At 45.8% G+C, this 17,817-nt stretch carries 15 protein-coding genes and 1 riboswitch; of the genes, 8 read left to right on the forward strand and 7 right to left on the reverse strand.

All coding sequences use genetic code 11. From position 1 onward, the window contains the following. Positions 1-196: 196 nt before the first annotated feature. Genes hemG through AB4185_RS14735 form a run of 3 tightly spaced genes read right to left on the reverse strand, consistent with a single transcriptional unit; the run spans position 197 to position 2,850 of the window. Positions 197-724: a menaquinone-dependent protoporphyrinogen IX dehydrogenase gene (gene hemG / locus AB4185_RS14725; RefSeq protein ID WP_065584162.1), complete on the reverse strand. Its 528-nt coding sequence runs from the start codon at positions 722-724 to the stop codon at positions 197-199. Between the two features lie 10 nt (positions 725-734). Beyond that, positions 735-2,192 (reverse strand): TrkH family potassium uptake protein, encoded by a 1,458-nt coding sequence (locus tag AB4185_RS14730; RefSeq protein ID WP_008223210.1) that lies wholly within the window; start codon positions 2,190-2,192, stop codon positions 735-737. 34 nt (positions 2,193-2,226) lie between these two features. After that, positions 2,227-2,850 (reverse strand): YigZ family protein, encoded by a 624-nt coding sequence (locus tag AB4185_RS14735; RefSeq protein ID WP_017058823.1) that lies wholly within the window; start codon positions 2,848-2,850, stop codon positions 2,227-2,229. 227 nt (positions 2,851-3,077) lie between these two features. Between AB4185_RS14735 and fadB the strand changes: the two genes are divergently transcribed. The 3 genes from fadB (at position 3,078) to AB4185_RS14750 (ending at position 7,662) form a co-directional block, all read left to right on the forward strand. Continuing rightward, the gene (gene fadB, locus AB4185_RS14740) at positions 3,078-5,249 is read left to right on the forward strand and encodes a fatty acid oxidation complex subunit alpha FadB (RefSeq protein WP_372135609.1); all 2,172 of its coding nucleotides are present in this window, start codon (positions 3,078-3,080) and stop codon (positions 5,247-5,249) included. A 26-nt stretch (positions 5,250-5,275) separates the two neighbouring features. After that, positions 5,276-6,439, forward strand: a complete 1,164-nt coding sequence (gene fadA / locus AB4185_RS14745; protein WP_017058821.1) for an acetyl-CoA C-acyltransferase FadA — start codon at positions 5,276-5,278, stop codon at positions 6,437-6,439. 242 nt (positions 6,440-6,681) lie between these two features. Then, entirely contained in the window at positions 6,682-7,662 is a 981-nt protein-coding gene (locus tag AB4185_RS14750) for an MDR family oxidoreductase (RefSeq protein ID WP_372135610.1), read from the forward strand. 135 nt (positions 7,663-7,797) lie between these two features. Here the strand turns inward: AB4185_RS14750 and AB4185_RS14755 are convergent, their stop codons facing one another. Together AB4185_RS14755 and AB4185_RS14760 are read right to left on the reverse strand one after the other, a co-directional pair. Further along, the gene (locus AB4185_RS14755) at positions 7,798-8,739 is read right to left on the reverse strand and encodes a LysR family transcriptional regulator (protein ID WP_017058819.1); all 942 of its coding nucleotides are present in this window, start codon (positions 8,737-8,739) and stop codon (positions 7,798-7,800) included. A 156-nt stretch (positions 8,740-8,895) separates the two neighbouring features. Beyond that, positions 8,896-9,081, reverse strand: coding sequence for a hypothetical protein (locus tag AB4185_RS14760; protein WP_004736674.1), 186 nt, complete (start codon positions 9,079-9,081; stop codon positions 8,896-8,898). Positions 9,082-9,230: 149 nt separating this feature from the next. On the opposite strand from AB4185_RS14760, the gene tusA reads away from it, so the two are divergent. Beyond that, a complete protein-coding gene (gene tusA, locus AB4185_RS14765; protein ID WP_004736675.1) occupies positions 9,231-9,482 on the forward strand; it encodes a sulfurtransferase TusA in 252 nt (83 codons plus the stop codon). 83 nt (positions 9,483-9,565) lie between these two features. Here the strand turns inward: tusA and AB4185_RS14770 are convergent, their stop codons facing one another. Both AB4185_RS14770 and AB4185_RS14775 read right to left on the reverse strand, forming a co-directional pair. Further along, positions 9,566-9,820, reverse strand: coding sequence for a hypothetical protein (locus tag AB4185_RS14770; protein ID WP_017058818.1), 255 nt, complete (start codon positions 9,818-9,820; stop codon positions 9,566-9,568). 151 nt (positions 9,821-9,971) lie between these two features. Further along, a complete protein-coding gene (locus tag AB4185_RS14775) occupies positions 9,972-10,526 on the reverse strand; it encodes a TMEM165/GDT1 family protein (RefSeq protein WP_017055491.1) in 555 nt (184 codons plus the stop codon). A 34-nt stretch (positions 10,527-10,560) separates the two neighbouring features. Beyond that, positions 10,561-10,736: riboswitch (yybP-ykoY riboswitch) on the reverse strand. 210 nt (positions 10,737-10,946) lie between these two features. Between AB4185_RS14775 and glyQ the strand changes: the two genes are divergently transcribed. The 4 genes from glyQ (at position 10,947) to AB4185_RS14795 (ending at position 17,767) form a co-directional block, all read left to right on the forward strand. After that, a complete protein-coding gene (glyQ, locus tag AB4185_RS14780) occupies positions 10,947-11,864 on the forward strand; it encodes a glycine--tRNA ligase subunit alpha (RefSeq protein ID WP_017058815.1) in 918 nt (305 codons plus the stop codon). A gap of 2 nt (positions 11,865-11,866) precedes the next feature. Continuing rightward, positions 11,867-13,972, forward strand: a complete 2,106-nt coding sequence (glyS, locus tag AB4185_RS14785) for a glycine--tRNA ligase subunit beta (RefSeq protein ID WP_372135611.1) — start codon at positions 11,867-11,869, stop codon at positions 13,970-13,972. Between the two features lie 202 nt (positions 13,973-14,174). After that, positions 14,175-16,262 (forward strand): alpha-amylase, encoded by a 2,088-nt coding sequence (locus AB4185_RS14790; protein ID WP_017058813.1) that lies wholly within the window; start codon positions 14,175-14,177, stop codon positions 16,260-16,262. Positions 16,263-16,516: 254 nt separating this feature from the next. Beyond that, on the forward strand, positions 16,517-17,767 hold the full coding sequence (locus AB4185_RS14795) for a valine--pyruvate transaminase (protein WP_017058812.1): 1,251 nt from the start codon (positions 16,517-16,519) through the stop codon (positions 17,765-17,767). Positions 17,768-17,817 lie beyond the last annotated feature (50 nt).

A 17,817-nucleotide genomic window follows, 5' to 3' on the forward strand; every position in this document is an offset into this window, starting at 1 on the left:
AAAACTTTTTTCAAGCGCTTGGCTTGGCTAATTTGGCTTGCTGATTCGTTCTGGTTTCCTAAGAAGCCATCCCGTGTCAGCGAGGTGGCATTATAGAGATTTCGATCACACTGGCAAGCCCTTTTTTAAGTTTTTTTCGTTTTTTTATTCGTTCGATTAAAAAGAACTCAAAACGCCTCAAAAGTAGGCTTTTATCTTACATATTCTTCAGTTTTTCAGTGAACAAAGATACTTTTTCCCAGTTTGTGTACTCAACTTCCTTCGTTGTATCCGTTTCACCACCTGTCATATTCATAATAAAGCGGATCATGGTTCTATCGAACCAGTTATAACGTGGGTAATAGAGGGCACCTGCAAATACACCGATTAAAGTCGGCTGCCATGGAGACTTGGTAAGGAACTTCTTAATATACGCACTGCCTTCTGGTGTATCTTTGCCTTGGTCTTCTTTACGCGCCGTTAAGTTAACACAGAAGAACGCAACCTTGCTTGATTGCAACTGAGTAAGGTTGGCATCAATAAATTGATATAGCTTCTTATTAAGGTGGCCATAACGAATCGATGCGCCAATCAACACTCTGTCGTACTGAGCAAAGTCCACCTTGCCAATAGTGTGCAGATCTTGAAGCTCACATTCGAACTCACTCATTTCTTCTTTTATATAGTTCAAGATTTTCTTGGTCTGCCCTTCACGGCTTGAATACAAAAATAGAGCTTTTGCCACAATGTTGTCCTTAGCTACGCCAAAACGTAGGGGTCAATAAGATTAATAAGGTGAATATTTCTAATCGGCCAAACAGCATAGATACGATAAGTACCCATTTTGCTTTGTCGTTCACATCGCCAAAGTGCACCGCGACTTCACCAAGGCCCGGGCCAAGGTTATTTAATGTCGCCGCTACCGCAGAGAAAGCACTCAACTCGTCCATACCAGTTGCAATAAGAGCCAGCATACAAACCACAAACACTAATGCGTATGCAGAGAAGAAGCCCCAGACCGCATCTACAACACGTTGTGGTAGTGCAGAACCGCCAACCTTGATGGTATAGACAGCCCGTGGGTGAACAAGACGCTTCATTTCACGAGCACCTTGCAGAGTAAGTAGTAAGATTCGAATCACTTTCATACCACCACCCGTAGAACCTGCACATCCCCCTATAAAAGAAGAGAACAAAAGCAGTACGGGTAAGAACAATGGCCACTCTGAGAAACCCGTCGTTGTAAAACCCGCGGTCGTAGAGATAGACACGGTTTGGAACAAGGCTTGGTCGAAAGCATCGTAGTACGAATCATAAGAGTGATGATTGAGCAGTAATAAGAAACAAACCAAGAACAGTACTGCTTGAATAAAGATAAAGGCGCGGAACTCAGGATCTTTCCAATAATACTTAGGATGCACACCACCTGAAGCAAATGCAGCAAAGTGAAGCGAATAGTTACATGCGGATATAAGAAGGAACACAACTGTAATCATGTTGATCGCAGGGCTATTGAAATACCCCATGCTCGCATCGTGAGTCGAGAAGCCACCAATCGCAATAGTAGAGAAGCTATGACTGATGGCATCAAAGAAGCTCATCCCAGCAAGCCAAAACGCCACTGCACAAGCAATGGTTAAGCTCAGGTAGATGTACCAAAGCGCTTTTGCCGTTTCAGCAATACGCGGAGTCATCTTGCTATCTTTTACTGGACCCGGGATTTCAGCACGATATAACTGCATACCACCGATACCCAGAACAGGGAGGATAGCTACCGCTAATACGATGATACCCATACCACCAAACCATTGTAGGAACTGACGATAAAAAAGAATCGCCTTAGGCAGATCATCGAGGCCGACAATTACGGTCGCACCTGTCGTAGTTAAAGCAGAGAAGGATTCGAAGAAAGCATCGGTTACCGACACATTGGGGTTATCGGCGATCAAAAACGGCAGCGCACCCGCACTACCGATTACCGTCCAAAACAGAACAACAATCAAAAAGCCATCACGCGCTTTCAATTCATGCTTATAACGTCGGTTTGGAAACCAGCAAGTTGCTCCACAAAATAAGAGAACGAAGAAGGTCGTCACAAATGGCACACCCGCACCATCTCGATAGATCAGTGCGACGAGCGCAGGAGCAAGCATTGATACACTAAAAAGTGCTAATAATAATCCGACGATTCGAATAATTGAGCGAAATTGCATGAGCTATTGAACGAAGCGAAATGCTTCACACTTCCTAGTTGTCTTTGACTTTCGTTACCAGTGCCTTAGCACCGCTTTTATTGATCATGGTTTGGGTAAACGAATCTACCTGAAGGAGCTCTATTTCAATAATAAGCTCAACTTGAACACCATAATCCGCTTGGACCTCAACAGCCTGATGCTGAGCCATGATGGATTGTGCGATCGGCACAAAGCCATAGTCTAACTCTAGCCGTAATTTTGTGGTTATTTTTTTCTCGATAGTTTGAAGCAGCTTGAGAGCTTGTTGTACGCCACCGCCGTAAGCCTTAACCAAACCGCCGGTTCCAAGCTTAATTCCGCCAGAGTAGCGCGTCACAACAGCCGTTAATTCACCGACACCAGAGCCCGATAGTTGCGCCAAGATAGGCTTACCCGCTGTACCCGAGGGTTCACCATCATCACTGAAACCCCAAAGCATTGAGTCTTCAGGTCGACCTGCAACAAAACCCCAACAGTTATGTCGTGCTGAAGAATGCTCTTTTTTCACCTGTTCTACGAACTGTTTTGCAGCTTCAACACTTGGAGTATGAGCAAGATGCGTAATAAAGACGCTCTTTTTTATCTCTTCTTCAAACAGAGCCGACGCAGAAGGTATTAAATAAGGCTGTTCATTCATATCGTTAACTTAGTTAATAAGAGCGACGAAGTGTATCACGCGTGAATAATAAGGGTTAGAGGATCTGTGCCATCGCACAATGTTAAACAATTGTTTAAAAAATGTATTGAAATTAATCAAGCAGAGGTACAGACTAAGATAACTGGTCTTACCAGGTATTCTACAATAATAGAAAGATAACAAGATTCTCTCAAACAATCGTGGATTGTATGTCATGGAGATAGACAATGATTTACCAAGCTAACACCCTACAGGTAAAGGAATTACAAGATGGTATTGCGGAATTAAGCTTCTGTGCACCAGCCTCTGTAAACAAACTCGACCTTGCTACTTTAGAATCACTAGATAAAGCGTTAGATGCTCTTAATGCTCACGCAGGATTACGTGGTTTAATCTTAACTTCAAACAAAGACGCGTTCATTGTAGGCGCAGACATCACTGAATTTCTTGGCCTATTTGCTAAGCCAGAAGCAGAACTTGATGAATGGTTAAGATTCGCTAATTCAATCTTCAGCAAGCTCGAAGACCTTCCTGTCCCAACTCTTTCAATGATGCGTGGCCATGCCCTTGGCGGCGGCTGTGAATGTGTACTCGCTACCGATTTCCGTATCGGTGACAAGACCACCAGCATTGGCCTACCTGAAACCAAACTTGGCATCATGCCTGGTTTTGGTGGTTGTGTACGCCTACCTCGTGTTATCGGTGCTGACAGCGCAATGGAAATTATCACGCAAGGCAAAGCATGCCGTGCAGATGAAGCGCTTAAAGTTGGCTTGTTAGATGCGATTGTTGAAACAGACCAGTTACTAGAATCGGCAATCAATACCGTTTCTCTGGCTGCTAATGAAAAATTAGACTGGCAGCTACGCCGTAAACAAAAGACATCAGCGCTTTCACTAAGCAAACTCGAAGCGATGATGAGCTTTACCATGGCGAAGGGCTTAGTTGCTCAAAAAGCAGGGCCTCATTACCCAGCTCCGATTACTTCTGTGATTGCGATTGAAGAAGCAGCACGCAGCAATCGCGATGCAGCACTCGACATCGAACGTAAGCACTTCGTTAAGCTAGCGAAATCGGAAGAAGCAAAAGCATTAGTTGGCTTATTCCTGAATGACCAGTACATCAAAGGCTTAGCGAAACAAGCGGGTAAGTCAGCAAACAAAGCAACTGAGCGTGCAGCCGTACTTGGTGCAGGTATCATGGGCGGCGGTATTGCTTACCAATCAGCTCTAAAAGGCGTGCCAGTGATGATGAAAGACATCGCACAAGCATCGCTTGATCTTGGTATGAATGAAGCGTCTAAACTATTGAATAAGCGTCTATCTCGCGGTCGCCTAGATGGTTTTAAGATGGCAGGTATTCTCTCTTCTATCACTCCAAGCTTGCATTACGCTGGTGTTGAACAGTCAGATGTGATTGTGGAAGCCGTTGTAGAAAACCCTAAAGTAAAAGCAGCAGTGCTGAGTGAAGTTGAAGGTCTCGTGGGTGAAGATACAGTTCTTACATCAAACACCTCAACAATTCCGATCAACCTGTTAGCGAAATCTCTAAAACGCCCTGAAAACTTCTGTGGCATGCACTTCTTTAACCCAGTACACCGCATGCCTTTGGTTGAGATCATCCGTGGCGAGCATACTTCAGAAGAGACCATCAATCGCGTGGTTGCTTACGCAGCGAAGATGGGTAAATCCCCAATCGTTGTTAACGACTGCCCAGGCTTCTTCGTTAACCGTGTACTTTTCCCTTACTTTGGCGGTTTCAGCATGTTGCTACGCGACGGTGCTGATTTCACTAAGATCGATAAAGTGATGGAGCGCAAGTTCGGTTGGCCAATGGGCCCGGCTTACTTACTAGACGTTGTAGGCCTAGACACTGCACACCACGCACAAGCTGTGATGGCGCAAGGTTTCCCAGAGCGTATGGGCAAAGAAGGTCGTGATGCGATTGATGCACTTTACGTTGCTGAAAAATACGGTCAGAAAAACGGTAGCGGTTTCTACACATACAGCGTAGACAAGCGTGGTCGTCCGAAGAAGACCTTCTCTGAAGACATTCTTCCTATCTTGGCTGACGTATGTCAAGCACCACAAGATTTTGATGACCAAACAATTATCCAGCGCGTGATGATTCCAATGATCAACGAAGTGGTGCTTTGTCTAGAAGAAGGCATTATCGCGACACCGCAAGAAGCGGATATGGCACTTGTTTACGGTTTAGGCTTCCCTCCATTTAGAGGCGGCGTATTCCGCTACTTAGACAGTGTGGGCATTGGTAACTTCGTTGAAATGGCGAAAGGCTACCAAGACTTAGGTGCAATGTACCAAGTTCCTCAGCTATTGCTTGATATGGCAGCGAAGGGCGAAAGCTTTTACGACAGCCAACAAGCCAGTTCTCTGTAACCCACATTTGGAAAAGGAATAGCAAAATGAAAAATGTAGTTGTTGTTGATTGCCTTCGCACCCCAATGGGACGTTCCAAAGGTGGAGCTTTCCGTCACACTCGTGCTGAAGATCTGTCTGCACATTTGATGAAAGGCATTTTAGAGCGCAACCCAGAAGTAAACCCTGTCGAAATTGAAGATATTTACTGGGGTTGTGTACAACAAACACTAGAGCAAGGCTTCAACGTTGCACGTAACGCTGCCTTGCTTGCTGGTCTACCGATTGAGATTGGTGCTGTAACAGTCAACCGTTTATGTGGTTCATCTATGCAAGCTTTGCATGATGCAACTCGCTCTATCATGGTTGGTGATGCTGAAATCTGCCTGATTGGTGGTGTGGAGCACATGGGCCACGTACCAATGAACCATGGTGTTGATTTTCACCCAGGCATGTCAAAACACGTAGCAAAAGCGGCCGGCATGATGGGGCTAACCGCTGAGATGTTAGGCAAAATGCACGGTATTAGCCGTGAAGACCAAGATGCATTCGCAGCACGATCACATGCTCGCGCTCAAGCAGCTACGGTTGAAGGTCGTTTCAAAAATGAAATCCTGCCAACCGAAGCTCACGCTGCAGACGGTTCTCTGTTCACTCTGGATTACGACGAAGTCATTCGCCCAGAGACAACAGTTGAAGGCTTATCCCAGCTGCGTCCGGTATTTGACCCAGCAAACGGCACAGTAACAGCAGGTACTTCATCAGCTCTGTCTGATGGTGCTTCTGCAATGCTTATCATGAGCGAAGAGAAAGCTAACGCACTTGGCCTTAAGATTCGCGCTCGCGTGAAGTCTATGGCTATCGCTGGCTGCGATCCTTCAATCATGGGTTACGGCCCAGTACCAGCAACCCAAAAAGCACTTAAACGTGCAGGACTAACCATTGAAGACATGGGTGTGATTGAGTTAAACGAAGCGTTTGCTGCTCAATCTCTACCTTGTGCTAAAGACTTAGGTCTACTGGATGTTGTTGACGAGAAAGTAAACCTTAACGGCGGTGCGATTGCTCTGGGTCACCCACTAGGCTGTTCTGGTTCTCGTATCTCGACGACGCTAATCAACCTGATGGAAGCACAAGACGTGAAATACGGCTTGGCGACTATGTGTATTGGTTTAGGCCAAGGTATTGCAACGGTATTTGAACGCCCATAGCGTTTACTGACTGTAATATTTGAAGGGTAATCTTTTGTGCAGCTATATTTATATAGCTGCACTTTTTATTGCTTGGCATCCAACAATGCATCGATTGTGTTCAGCGAACTCAACGAGAGAAAAACCAACCCTGACATCTATGCACAAAACGCATATATTCAATGTTGATGTTTCATTATTTTTTCTCGGATGATTCAACTAAAGTTACTTCAGTTTCCTAATATTCCTCCACGGAGCAGATCATGTTTAAAGCACTTGTACTAAACCAAGAAGACAAAAAAACTATCGCGTCAGTTTCTCAAATTGAAGAATCTCAATTACCAGAAGGTAACGTGAAGATTGATGTTAGCTACTCTTCTTTGAACTACAAAGATGGTTTGGCGATTACAGGTAAAGGGCGCATTGTTCGCAACTTCCCTATGGTTCCTGGTATCGACCTTTCTGGTGTGGTTTCACAATCTGATGACCCTCGCTACAAAGCAGGCGACGAAGTGGTTCTAACTGGTTGGGGTGTTGGTGAAGGTCACTGGGGCGGCATGGCTGAGAAAGCAAACCTAAACGGTGACTGGTTAGTGCCGATGCCTAAAGGTCTAGACGCTAAGAAAGTAATGGCGATTGGTACAGCAGGCTTCACAGCAATGCTTTGTGTTCAAGCTATTGTCGATGCTGGCATCAAGCCTGAAGACGGTGAAATCCTAGTTACCGGCGCAAGTGGCGGTGTAGGTAGCGTATCTATCACTCTACTAAACCAACTGGGCTACAAAGTGGCAGCAGTGACTGGCCGTGCTTCTGTAAACGGTGAACTACTTAAATCACTAGGCGCGACACGTATTGTAGAGCGTGCTGAACTAGAAGAACCAGCTAAGCCACTAGAAAAACAACTGTGGGCTGGCGCTATCGATACGGTAGGCAGCAAAGTGCTTGCGAAAGTATTGGCGCAAATTGATTACAACGGTGCGGTTGCGATGTGTGGTCTAGCAGGCGGTTTTGACTTACCAACCACGGTAATGCCATTCATTCTGCGTAACGTTCGCCTACAAGGTGTTGATTCTGTAATGTGCCCTCGTGAAAAACGTATTAAAGCGTGGGAACAACTGGCTGAGCTACTACCAGAATCTTTCTACGCTCAAGCAACCAAAGAAGTGTCTTTAGACGGTGCAATTCAAGCAGCAGAAGACATCACTAACGGTCAAATCACTGGTCGCGTAGTCATTAAACTATAGGCTCTCAAACATAAAGTTATCAAACCTTAAGCAACAGCTTTAGGCTTGGATAACCCAAAACAACAAAGGGCTGATTTTTATCAGCCCTTTTGCGTTTTTGTCATTCGGGTCAAGTGAACTCAGACTCAGATCCGGTTAACCCAAACCGACATCCGCAATCCGTTTTTGAATCAACTCACCACACTCTTCTTTTACCACTCTTCTTAACCATTGTTGTGAAGCAGAAGAATCGCAACGCGAGTGCCAGATCAGTGAGTAATCAAACGGCATAAATTCAAATGGTAATGGCTTAACAACCAAGTCATAACGCTCTGCTACCAAATAAGCCAAATCAGCAGGCACAGTAATCACCAACGGCATTCTATCGACAATCGCCAATGCCGCTTCAAGGTGATAAGCACGCAGTACCATTTTTCTGGGTTGTTGATTAGCTAAAGCGTTGTCCAATAAAGCCTTAACACCATCACTGATCGCAATCATCGCATGTGGGAGTGAAACATAGTCTGCAAGGCTTAAAGGTTGATCGGCTAATGGATGGTTTTTAGATAACAGACACGACACACCAACCGGCCCCAAGACTTCTTGATGAAGTGGTGCAATGCTGCCACTCGGACGACAGATCGCCATATCAACGCGTTCGGTGCTGAGCTGTTTAAACAAATGCTCATGCTGCAACGGAGCAAACTCCAAAGAGATATTGGGTGCTTGTTCATAAATCTTAGGCAACGCATAAGGCAAGATGGTTTGCATCGCATAATCGGTGGTAGCGATCAGAAAACGTTCGCTGCAATAGTAAGGGTCAAAGTCACTCGGACTCAGCAATTGGCGAAAAGACTCCAAAGGCTGATCAATACGCTGACTGATCTCGAGTGCTTTCTTGGTAGGAATAAGGTGCTGACCTTGACGTGTAAACAACGGATCGTTTAGTAATTCTCTTAAACGCCCTAATACTCGACTGGTTGCGGATTGGCTTAAGTTAAGACGAAGCGCGGCCTGGCTTACGCTGCCCTCTTCAATCAATACCTTTAAAGCGACCAATAAATTAAGGTCTCTACGATAGATGTCTTCTAATTCCACGCCACTTACCTAGCTGTATACGATTGCCATTAGTCACTAAGTTGTTTATAGCATGCTTTAGATAAAAAAAATCCCGCAATTACGCGGGGAAGCCCAAGAAAATTGGGGGATAGTGTCGGAATGTTGTCGTATCGGAATTCGCTTGCTGTATTCGGGTTAGTGCTCTTGCTCTTCGGCTATGCCTTGCCAACGGCGCATCTCTACCCAAATACCAATAATCGTTGCTACTATGCCAAAAATAGGCATCAGTGAGGTCTCTGTCGATGAGCGTAGTACTAACGCACAAAAAGAAATAAAACAGAGAACCGAATAAATTGTTAATCTATCTAATCCTGTCAACATCGCCACTCCTTAGCTAGTTGCCTTTGCTTCAAGTTGTTATCAACTTGTTAACTAAGTTATAGGAAATGATTCTGTTTGCCAAGCACTTATTGCATATTTTTTCTGCAGACGTATTATTCACTCGTTAGATAGATATAGAGATACAAACCATGACATTCAAACCTGAACTGGCAACCCATACTTTAGAAGCTGAAGGCCTGCGTTGCCCGGAACCAGTAATGATGGTCAGGAAGACAATTAGAAACATGCAGGATGGCGATGTGTTACTGGTAAAAGCTGACGATCCTTCGACAACTCGAGATATTCCGAGCTTTTGTCGATTCATGGATCACCAGTTGGTAGGCCAAGCAACAGAAACGTTGCCTTACCAGTATTTGATCAGAAAGGGATTGGAGGCGTAACGCCCCACCGACTATCAAGTATCAAAAAAGCCGCTCGTACCTTATGTTCTTAAACAGAACTCAGAGTACGAGCGGCTTTTTGTTTATTCGCTTCTAGATTTGTTTTGCAGATGCTCCAGCTGATGCTGAATTTCTCGGATATCTTTGCGCATCGGAATAATATGCGCGACCCGAATCCAAGCCTCTACCGCAAGTGCAGTCATGATGATGGCACCCGCGACCATTGGCAGCCACATGTCCGTCAACACCATGCCTAACAGTGTAAGTGCAAGACCAAAAGTAAATAGATAACTTTGGCTTTGTGGAGTAATACCCATATAACGCGTCAACATAATCATGCCCTCGTGTTCTTAACTCACAAGATTAAAATATCATGACAAGTATGACAGTTATATGTCCATTCGCTCGATAAACCCCACAATACTGTAAGAGTATGACCTACAACACATTACTCTACTGATTGAGTATAATAAGACTCAATACCACCTGTTAATAGAAAGCAGCAGCGATAGCTAAACCCACGAATAGCAAGGCTGTGATCTTACGAATCAGATCAAGCGGCATCTTATCCGCAGAGAGCTTACCGATGATCACCACAGGCACATTCGCCAGCAGCATACCGATCGTAGTACCCAGAATCACCCACGTTAATGCATCAGAATATTGAGCCCCTAGAATAGAGGTCGCAATTTGGGTTTTATCACCGATCTCAGCAATGAAGAAGGCGATGAAACTGGCGACAAACGGGCCTCGGTTTGATATCTGCTCATCGTCATCCAACTTATCCGGAATCAGAATCCAGCCCGCCATAGCGATGAAACTAACCACCAGCACCCACTTTAATACTTCAGGTGAAAGATAGTCGGCGACCACAACCCCGAGCCATGCAGCAAGGGCATGATTGGCAATGGTGGCAAAGAAGATAGCCGCAATGATAGGTATCGGTTTTCGATATCGACTGGCTAATAAAAGGGATAGCAACTGGGTCTTATCACCGATCTCGGCTAAGGCGACAGTTGTAATTGAAATTGCTAAAACGCTCACGACATGCTCATTTGGGATGGAGATTATTATATTTAACCAAAGACAAACCTCGCGCCCCATCCCGGTTCACGATGCTTGTCTAAGGTCTTGCTAAGCGCCACCAAGGTGGTGGTTGCCTCGAACGCCATGATGATTTTGCATCAATTATGTTGACGAACGAACTCATTCAATAGGATATGAATAAGTAAGCTACTCCCCAAAGACCGCGAGATTTTAATCACCCACGCTTTCAAACACAAGTGTCAAACTTATCAAAATATCCACTTGTGCCGAAAAACAAACATTAAAGGCAAAAAAATCCACTAAACGACATTTTAGACCACTAATTAAACAAGATTACCCCTACTCGCTTTACGAATATCTCGGTATACTCAGAGGTTATTTTTCTCATTCATTTAAAAGAATCGCGCGAACCTGACTATGCAAAAATACGATATCAAAACCTTCCAGGGAATGATCCTCGCGCTGCAGGATTACTGGGCTCAAAACGGTTGTACCATTGTTCAACCTCTAGATATGGAAGTAGGTGCAGGCACCTCTCACCCAATGACATGTCTACGAGCACTTGGCCCAGAGCCAATGTCTACAGCTTACGTTCAACCTTCTCGTCGTCCGACCGATGGCCGTTACGGTGAAAACCCTAACCGTCTGCAGCACTACTACCAATTCCAAGTAGCGCTAAAACCATCGCCAGACAATATCCAAGAGTTGTACCTAGGCTCCCTAGAGGTTCTTGGTGTTGACCCACTTGTTCACGACATTCGCTTCGTTGAAGATAACTGGGAAAACCCAACACTAGGCGCATGGGGCCTTGGTTGGGAAGTATGGCTAAACGGCATGGAAGTAACTCAGTTTACTTACTTCCAACAGGTTGGCGGCCTTGAGTGTAAGCCAGTAACTGGCGAGATCACTTACGGTATCGAGCGTCTAGCAATGTACATCCAGGAAGTAGATTCTGTTTACGACCTAGTATGGAACGTAGCACCAGACGGTTCTAACGTGACTTACGGTGACATCTTCCACCAAAACGAAGTTGAGCAATCGACGTACAACTTCGAGCACGCAGACGTAGATTTCCTATTCACTTTCTTCGACCAGTGCGAGAAAGAGTGTAAAGAGCTACTTGAGCTTGAGAAGCCACTGCCGCTTCCAGCTTACGAGCGCATTCTAAAAGCAGGTCACGCATTCAACATCCTTGATGCGCGCAAAGCTATCTCTGTAACAGAGCGTCAACGTTACATCCTTCGTATCCGCAACCTGACTAAATCAGTTGCTGAAGCGTACTACGCGTCACGTGAAGCGCTTGGCTTCCCAATGTGTAAGAAGGAAGGTAAATAATCATGGCGAAGAATTTTCTAATTGAACTGGGTACGGAAGAGCTTCCACCAACAGCACTTCGTTCTCTAGCAGAAGCGTTTGCTTCTAACTTTGAAGCAGGTCTTAAAACGGCTGAGCTTTCTCACGAAGGCATCAAGTGGTACGCAGCACCTCGTCGTCTAGCACTTAAAGTAACTGCACTGGCTGAAGGCCAAGCAGACAAAGTGGTTGAGAAACGTGGCCCTGCTGTTTCTGTGGCATTCGATGCTGAAGGCAACGCGACCAAAGCGGCACAAGGTTGGGCTCGTGGTAACGGTATTACTGTTGAGCAAGCTGACCGTCTGAAAACAGACAAAGGCGAGTGGCTTCTTTTCAAACAAGAAGTAGCTGGCAAACCAGTTCAAGAATTGGTGATGGACATTGCTGCGAAAGCACTGGCTGGCCTACCAATTCCTAAAGCAATGCGCTGGGGTAACTCAGACATTCAATTTATCCGTCCAGTAAAAACACTGACAGTACTACTAGGTGATGAGCTTGTTGAAGGCGAAATCCTAGGCGTAGCATCTGCTCGTACTATCCGTGGCCACCGTTTCATGGGCGAACAAGAGTTCACAATCGACTCTGCTGACCAATACCCTGCGATCCTAGAAGAGCGCGGTAAAGTAATGGCAGATTACGAAGCGCGTAAAGCGATCATCCTTGCTGATTCGCAAAAAGCGGCAGCTGCGGTTGGCGGTACAGCTGACCTAGAAGATGACCTTGTTGAAGAAGTAACGTCTCTGGTTGAATGGCCAGTAGTACTGACAGCGAAGTTCGAAGAAGAGTTCCTAAAAGTCCCTTCTGAAGCGTTGGTTTACACCATGAAAGGTGACCAAAAGTACTTCCCTGTTTACGATGACAACAAGAAACTACTACCGAACTTCATCTTCGTATCGAACATCGAGTCTAAAGAGCCTCGTCACGTTATCGAAGGTAACGAGAAAGTGGTACGCCCACGTCTTGCTGATGCTGAATTCTTCTTCAACACAGACCGTAAGCGCCCGCTTATCGACCGTCTTGCTGAACTAGACCAGGCTATCTTCCAGAAGCAATTGGGTACTATCAAAGACAAAACAGACCGCATCACAGAGCTTGCAGGCTACATTGCTGAGCAAATCGATGCTGACGTTGAAAAGTCTAAGCGTGCTGGCCTACTGGCTAAGTGTGACCTAATGACCTCTATGGTATTCGAATTTACGGATACTCAAGGTGTGATGGGCATGCACTACGCGACTCACGACGGTGAAGACGAGCAAGTTGCACTGGCACTTTACGAGCAATACATGCCTCGTTTCGCGGGTGACGATCTACCAAGCACGGGTATCTCTTCAGCAGTTGCAATGGCAGACAAGCTAGACACTATCGTAGGTATCTTCGGTATTGGCCAAGCACCAAAAGGTTCTGACCCATTCGCGCTACGTCGTGCATCACTAGGTGTACTACGTATCATCGTTGAAAACGGCTACAACCTAGACTTAGCAGATTTGGTTGCAAAAGCAGCGTCACTATTCCCTAAGTATGAAACAAGACTAGACGGCACAAAAAGGTCTGTAGTTTCGTTGACTAACGACAACGTAGAAGCTGACGTTATCGACTTCATGCTAGGTCGTTTCCGCGCATGGTACCAAGATGCTGGTTTCAGCGTTGATATCATCCAAGCGGTACTAGCACGTCGTCCAACTAAGCCTGCTGACTTTGACCAACGTGTTAAAGCGGTTTCTCACTTCCGTGAACTGGAAGCAGCAGAAGCACTAGCAGCAGCGAACAAGCGTGTAGGTAATATCCTTGCGAAATTCGATGGCGAGCTACCAGCTGAAATCGACCTAACGCTTCTTCAAGAAGACGCAGAGAAAGCACTGGCTGAAAACGTTGAAGTAATGACGGAAGCACTAGAACCAGCATTCGCAACAGGTAACTACCAAGAAGCCCTAAGCAAGCTTGCTGATCTACGTGAACCAGTTGATGCATTCTTCGATAACGTAATGGTTATGGCTGATGACGAAGCGCTTAAGAAGAACCGTCTAACGCTACTGAACAACCTACGTAACCTGTTCCTACAGATTGCTGACATCTCTCTACTGCAAAAATAAGCACAAGTGAGACAATTACTCTAAGTCATACTCTGAGTAATTAACGGTAAACACCCAAAGGGAAGCGAAAGCTTCCCTTTTTGTTTTTGTGAACCAAGCATTTGTTTGTAGAGGTCTTATTGATTAACTGAATGAAACAGCACTCAGACTGTAGAGGGCATTGTTTGCTATAACTGACCTGTTTATTCAGGGGAAGGGAACAATGAAAAAAACAGTACTCGCGCTTTCAATACTCGCACTCAGCGCATGCAGCCAAACCAGTGACAACAACCTATTACTGACAATTGATAACGACACTGTCGTATTCGAATCATCCGGTAAAGGCACCGTGATTGCAGAACAGGAACTCGCGAAAGGTAGCTATACCTTCTCTATCAGCGATACTCAAAATACCTGTGGCACCAACTATGCGCTGGCTGAAGAAAACCGCATCAAATTCAATAAACCCCTTCGCCTAGACGACTGCGCCGAGAAGTCTGAATTAGATATCAAGATCTTTCGCGCTAACACCTATCAGTTTATGCTCAACCCACAAACCAATGAACTGACCGTTCAGATAAAGCCGAAGCAACAACAAGTACAAAGCTTTGCTTGTCCGGTTCCTAGTGACGAACCAACCATCATCGACGTTGCTCAAACCTTTGATGATGGCACCGTGGTTAGAGACGCTCTTTCAGGCAAACAAGTCACAGTAACGAATGGCAGCGTCACCATGCAGCCAGCAGAAAATAGCCAAGGTGTTCTGCTGCTTGAGAAAGTAGAACCAGAAACCAAAGCTGACTTTAGTTGGGATAACGCCACGGTTTACTTCGTAATGACTGACCGTTTCCACAATGGTAATCCTGATAACGACAACAGTTACGGTCGCAGCCAAGATGGACAAGACGAAATCGGCACCTTCCACGGTGGTGACTTGGCAGGCTTAACCGAAAAACTCGATTACATAGAATCACTCGGTGCTAATGCTATCTGGATAACGTCTCCGTTAGAGCAAATCCACGGCTGGGTTGGCGGCGGTGATCGAGGTGACTTCAAACACTACGGCTACCACGGCTACTACCATCAAGATTGGACCAAGCTCGATGACAACATGGGCACCGAAGACGAGCTAAAAACCTTCATCGATACCGCGCATAGCAAAGGCATTCGTGTTGTTTGGGATGTGGTAATGAACCACACCGGCTATGCGACGCTTGCCGACATGCAAGAGTTTGATTTTGGTAAGCTCAACCTAACTGACGAAGAAGCCAAACAAACACTTGGCGAAAACTGGACAGATTGGCAACCTGCCAAAGGTCAGAACTGGCACTACTTCAACAACTACATCTCTTACAGCGACAAAGAAGCGTGGGAAAAGTGGTGGGGCAAAGCTTGGCTACGCAGCGATATCGGCGCCTATGACTCTCCGGGCTACAATAACCTCACCATGTCTTTGGCGCATCTGCCCGATTTCAAAACAGAGTCGACAGAGACAATCGGGCTGCCTAATTTCTATCGCAATAAGTCCACCAGCGCGACCGATGAACTCAAAACACCTCGTAACCATTTAATCACTTGGTTATCGGATTGGGTGCGCGAATATGGTGTCGATGGTTTCAGGGTCGATACCGCTAAACACGTTGAACTCGAAGCATGGGCAGAACTGAAAGAGAGCACCAACCAGGCACTTGCCGAGTGGAAACAGAACAACCCAGACAAGGCCTTGGATGACTTACCCTTCTGGATGACTGGCGAAGTATGGGCACACAGCGTGGTCAAATCAGATTACTTCGCTAACGGATTTGATTCGATCATCAACTTTGAATTCCAGAGTGATATCGCACCAAAGGCGCTCAAGTGCCTATCCGATCTTGATGCTGATTACCTTCGATACGCAGAGAAGATCAACAACGACAGCGAGTTCAACGTACTGAGTTACCTTTCGTCTCACGACACCTCGCTATTCTGGACACAACATGGCAGTGACTTTGCAAAACAAACCAAAGCTGCAAACGCGTTGATGCTGGCTCCCGGTGCGGTACAGATCTATTACGGCGATGAAATCGCCCGAGACTTTGGCCCAACGGGTTCTGATCCAATGCAAGGCACACGCTCAGACATGCCTTGGGATCAAATCACTGGCGAACGTGCAGAGCTGCTAGAACACTGGCAAGCGCTTGGCCAATTCCGCCAACGCCACCCAGCCGTTGCTCAGGGTAAGCACATCATCCGTAACAGCAAGGGCTACTATGCGTTCGAACGCCAATACCAAGATGACAAGGTATTAGTCGTTTATACCGGTTCGAACTAAACCTTCATTAACATAAACACCAGAAACTAAAGGGGAAGCTTAGGCTTCTCCTTTTTTTATCGCTAAAGGTACGTTCAATAAGCAAGCTGTCACTCATTAACCAAACTTTATAGAAGTTTTTTACGTGTTAGAGCATTTGGCGCTATGCGTCGCAAAAACATTGCGGTATGTTCAAGGAATACACTGATGGCAGACATAAGGTCTGCCTTAATGACACGTAACAAGCAATCACAATGAATTAGGTAAAATTAGTAATGCAGTTCTCTAAGTTTGGCGAAAAGTTTAATCGATACTCTGGAATCACTCGTTTAATGGATGATTTGAATGATGGCCTGCGCACTCCTGGCGCTATCATGCTCGGTGGTGGCAACCCAGCCGCTATCCCTGCCATGCTCGATTACTTTAACCAAGCCAGTGCCGACATGCTCGCCAGTGGAGAACTCATCGCCGCCCTCGCCAACTACGATGGTCCGCAGGGTAAAGACAGCTTCATCAAATCGTTAGCAGCAATGCTGAAAGAGACCTACGGTTGGGACATCAGCGAGAAGAACATCAGCCTGACTAATGGCAGTCAAAGTGGCTTCTTCTACCTATTCAACCTGCTAGCAGGCCAACAGCCTGACGGCTCACATAAGAAAATCCTACTGCCGATCGCACCGGAATACATCGGCTACGGCGACGCGGGTATTGATGACGATATTTTTATCTCTTACCACCCAGAGATCGAACTGCTAGAAAACCGTCAGTTTAAATACCACGTTGATTTTGAACAACTAAAGGTTGATGACTCAGTCGCGGCTATCTGTGCATCTCGTCCAACCAACCCAACGGGTAACGTACTGACCGACGAAGAAGTGCGTAAACTGGATAAACTGGCGCGTGAAAACAACATCCCACTGCTGATCGACAATGCTTACGGCCTGCCGTTTCCTAACATCATCTTTGAAGATGTCGAACCGCTCTGGAATGAAAATACGATTCTGTGCATGAGCCTTTCTAAGCTTGGTTTGCCGGGTGTGCGTTGCGGTATCGTAATTGCGAGTGAAGAAGTAACACAAGCATTGACCAACATGAATGGCATCATTAGCTTAGCGCCAAACAGTGTTGGCCCTGCAATTGCCAATCACATGATTGAAAAAGGCGATTTACTGCGCTTAAGTAGCGAGGTAATCAAACCTTTCTATAAAGATAAGTCACTACGTGCAGTTGAACTGTTACAAGACGCTATCGACGACCCTCGCTTCCGTATTCACAAGCCTGAAGGCGCTATCTTCTTATGGCTATGGTTTGATGAGCTGCCGATCACCACAATGGAACTGTACGACCGCCTTAAAGCTCGCGGCGTATTGATTGTTCCGGGTGAATACTTCTTTATCGGCCAAGAAGACGAGTGGGATCATGCTCACCAGTGCTTACGCATGAACTACGTACAAGATGATGAGGCGATGCAGAAAGGCATTGCTATCATTGCTGAAGAAGTGAAAAAGGCTTACTCAGAGCAGTAATAAGAGCTTTTAGCTTACCGCAGGTCAAATACAAAAAGAGCACCTCATTA

The organism is Vibrio sp. 10N.286.48.F5, from assembly GCF_041469785.1.
Taxonomy (GTDB): Bacteria; Pseudomonadota; Gammaproteobacteria; order Enterobacterales; family Vibrionaceae; genus Vibrio; species Vibrio crassostreae_C.

Excerpts from the sequence above, each read along its gene's own strand:
- AB4185_RS14730 (WP_008223210.1), bottom strand. The coding sequence starts at position 2,192 with ATGCAATTTCGCTCAATTATTCGAATCGTCGGATTATTATTAGCACTT.
- AB4185_RS14735 (WP_017058823.1), bottom strand. The coding sequence starts at position 2,850 with ATGAATGAACAGCCTTATTTAATACCTTCTGCGTCGGCTCTGTTTGAA.
- fadB (WP_372135609.1), top strand. The coding sequence starts at position 3,078 with ATGATTTACCAAGCTAACACCCTACAGGTAAAGGAATTACAAGATGGT.
- fadA (WP_017058821.1), top strand. The coding sequence starts at position 5,276 with ATGAAAAATGTAGTTGTTGTTGATTGCCTTCGCACCCCAATGGGACGT.
- AB4185_RS14750 (WP_372135610.1), top strand. The coding sequence starts at position 6,682 with ATGTTTAAAGCACTTGTACTAAACCAAGAAGACAAAAAAACTATCGCG.
- AB4185_RS14760 (WP_004736674.1), bottom strand. The coding sequence starts at position 9,081 with ATGTTGACAGGATTAGATAGATTAACAATTTATTCGGTTCTCTGTTTT.
- tusA (WP_004736675.1), top strand. The coding sequence starts at position 9,231 with ATGACATTCAAACCTGAACTGGCAACCCATACTTTAGAAGCTGAAGGC.
- AB4185_RS14770 (WP_017058818.1), bottom strand. The coding sequence starts at position 9,820 with ATGATTATGTTGACGCGTTATATGGGTATTACTCCACAAAGCCAAAGT.
- glyQ (WP_017058815.1), top strand. The coding sequence starts at position 10,947 with ATGCAAAAATACGATATCAAAACCTTCCAGGGAATGATCCTCGCGCTG.
- glyS (WP_372135611.1), top strand. The coding sequence starts at position 11,867 with ATGGCGAAGAATTTTCTAATTGAACTGGGTACGGAAGAGCTTCCACCA.
- AB4185_RS14790 (WP_017058813.1), top strand. The coding sequence starts at position 14,175 with ATGAAAAAAACAGTACTCGCGCTTTCAATACTCGCACTCAGCGCATGC.
- AB4185_RS14795 (WP_017058812.1), top strand. The coding sequence starts at position 16,517 with ATGCAGTTCTCTAAGTTTGGCGAAAAGTTTAATCGATACTCTGGAATC.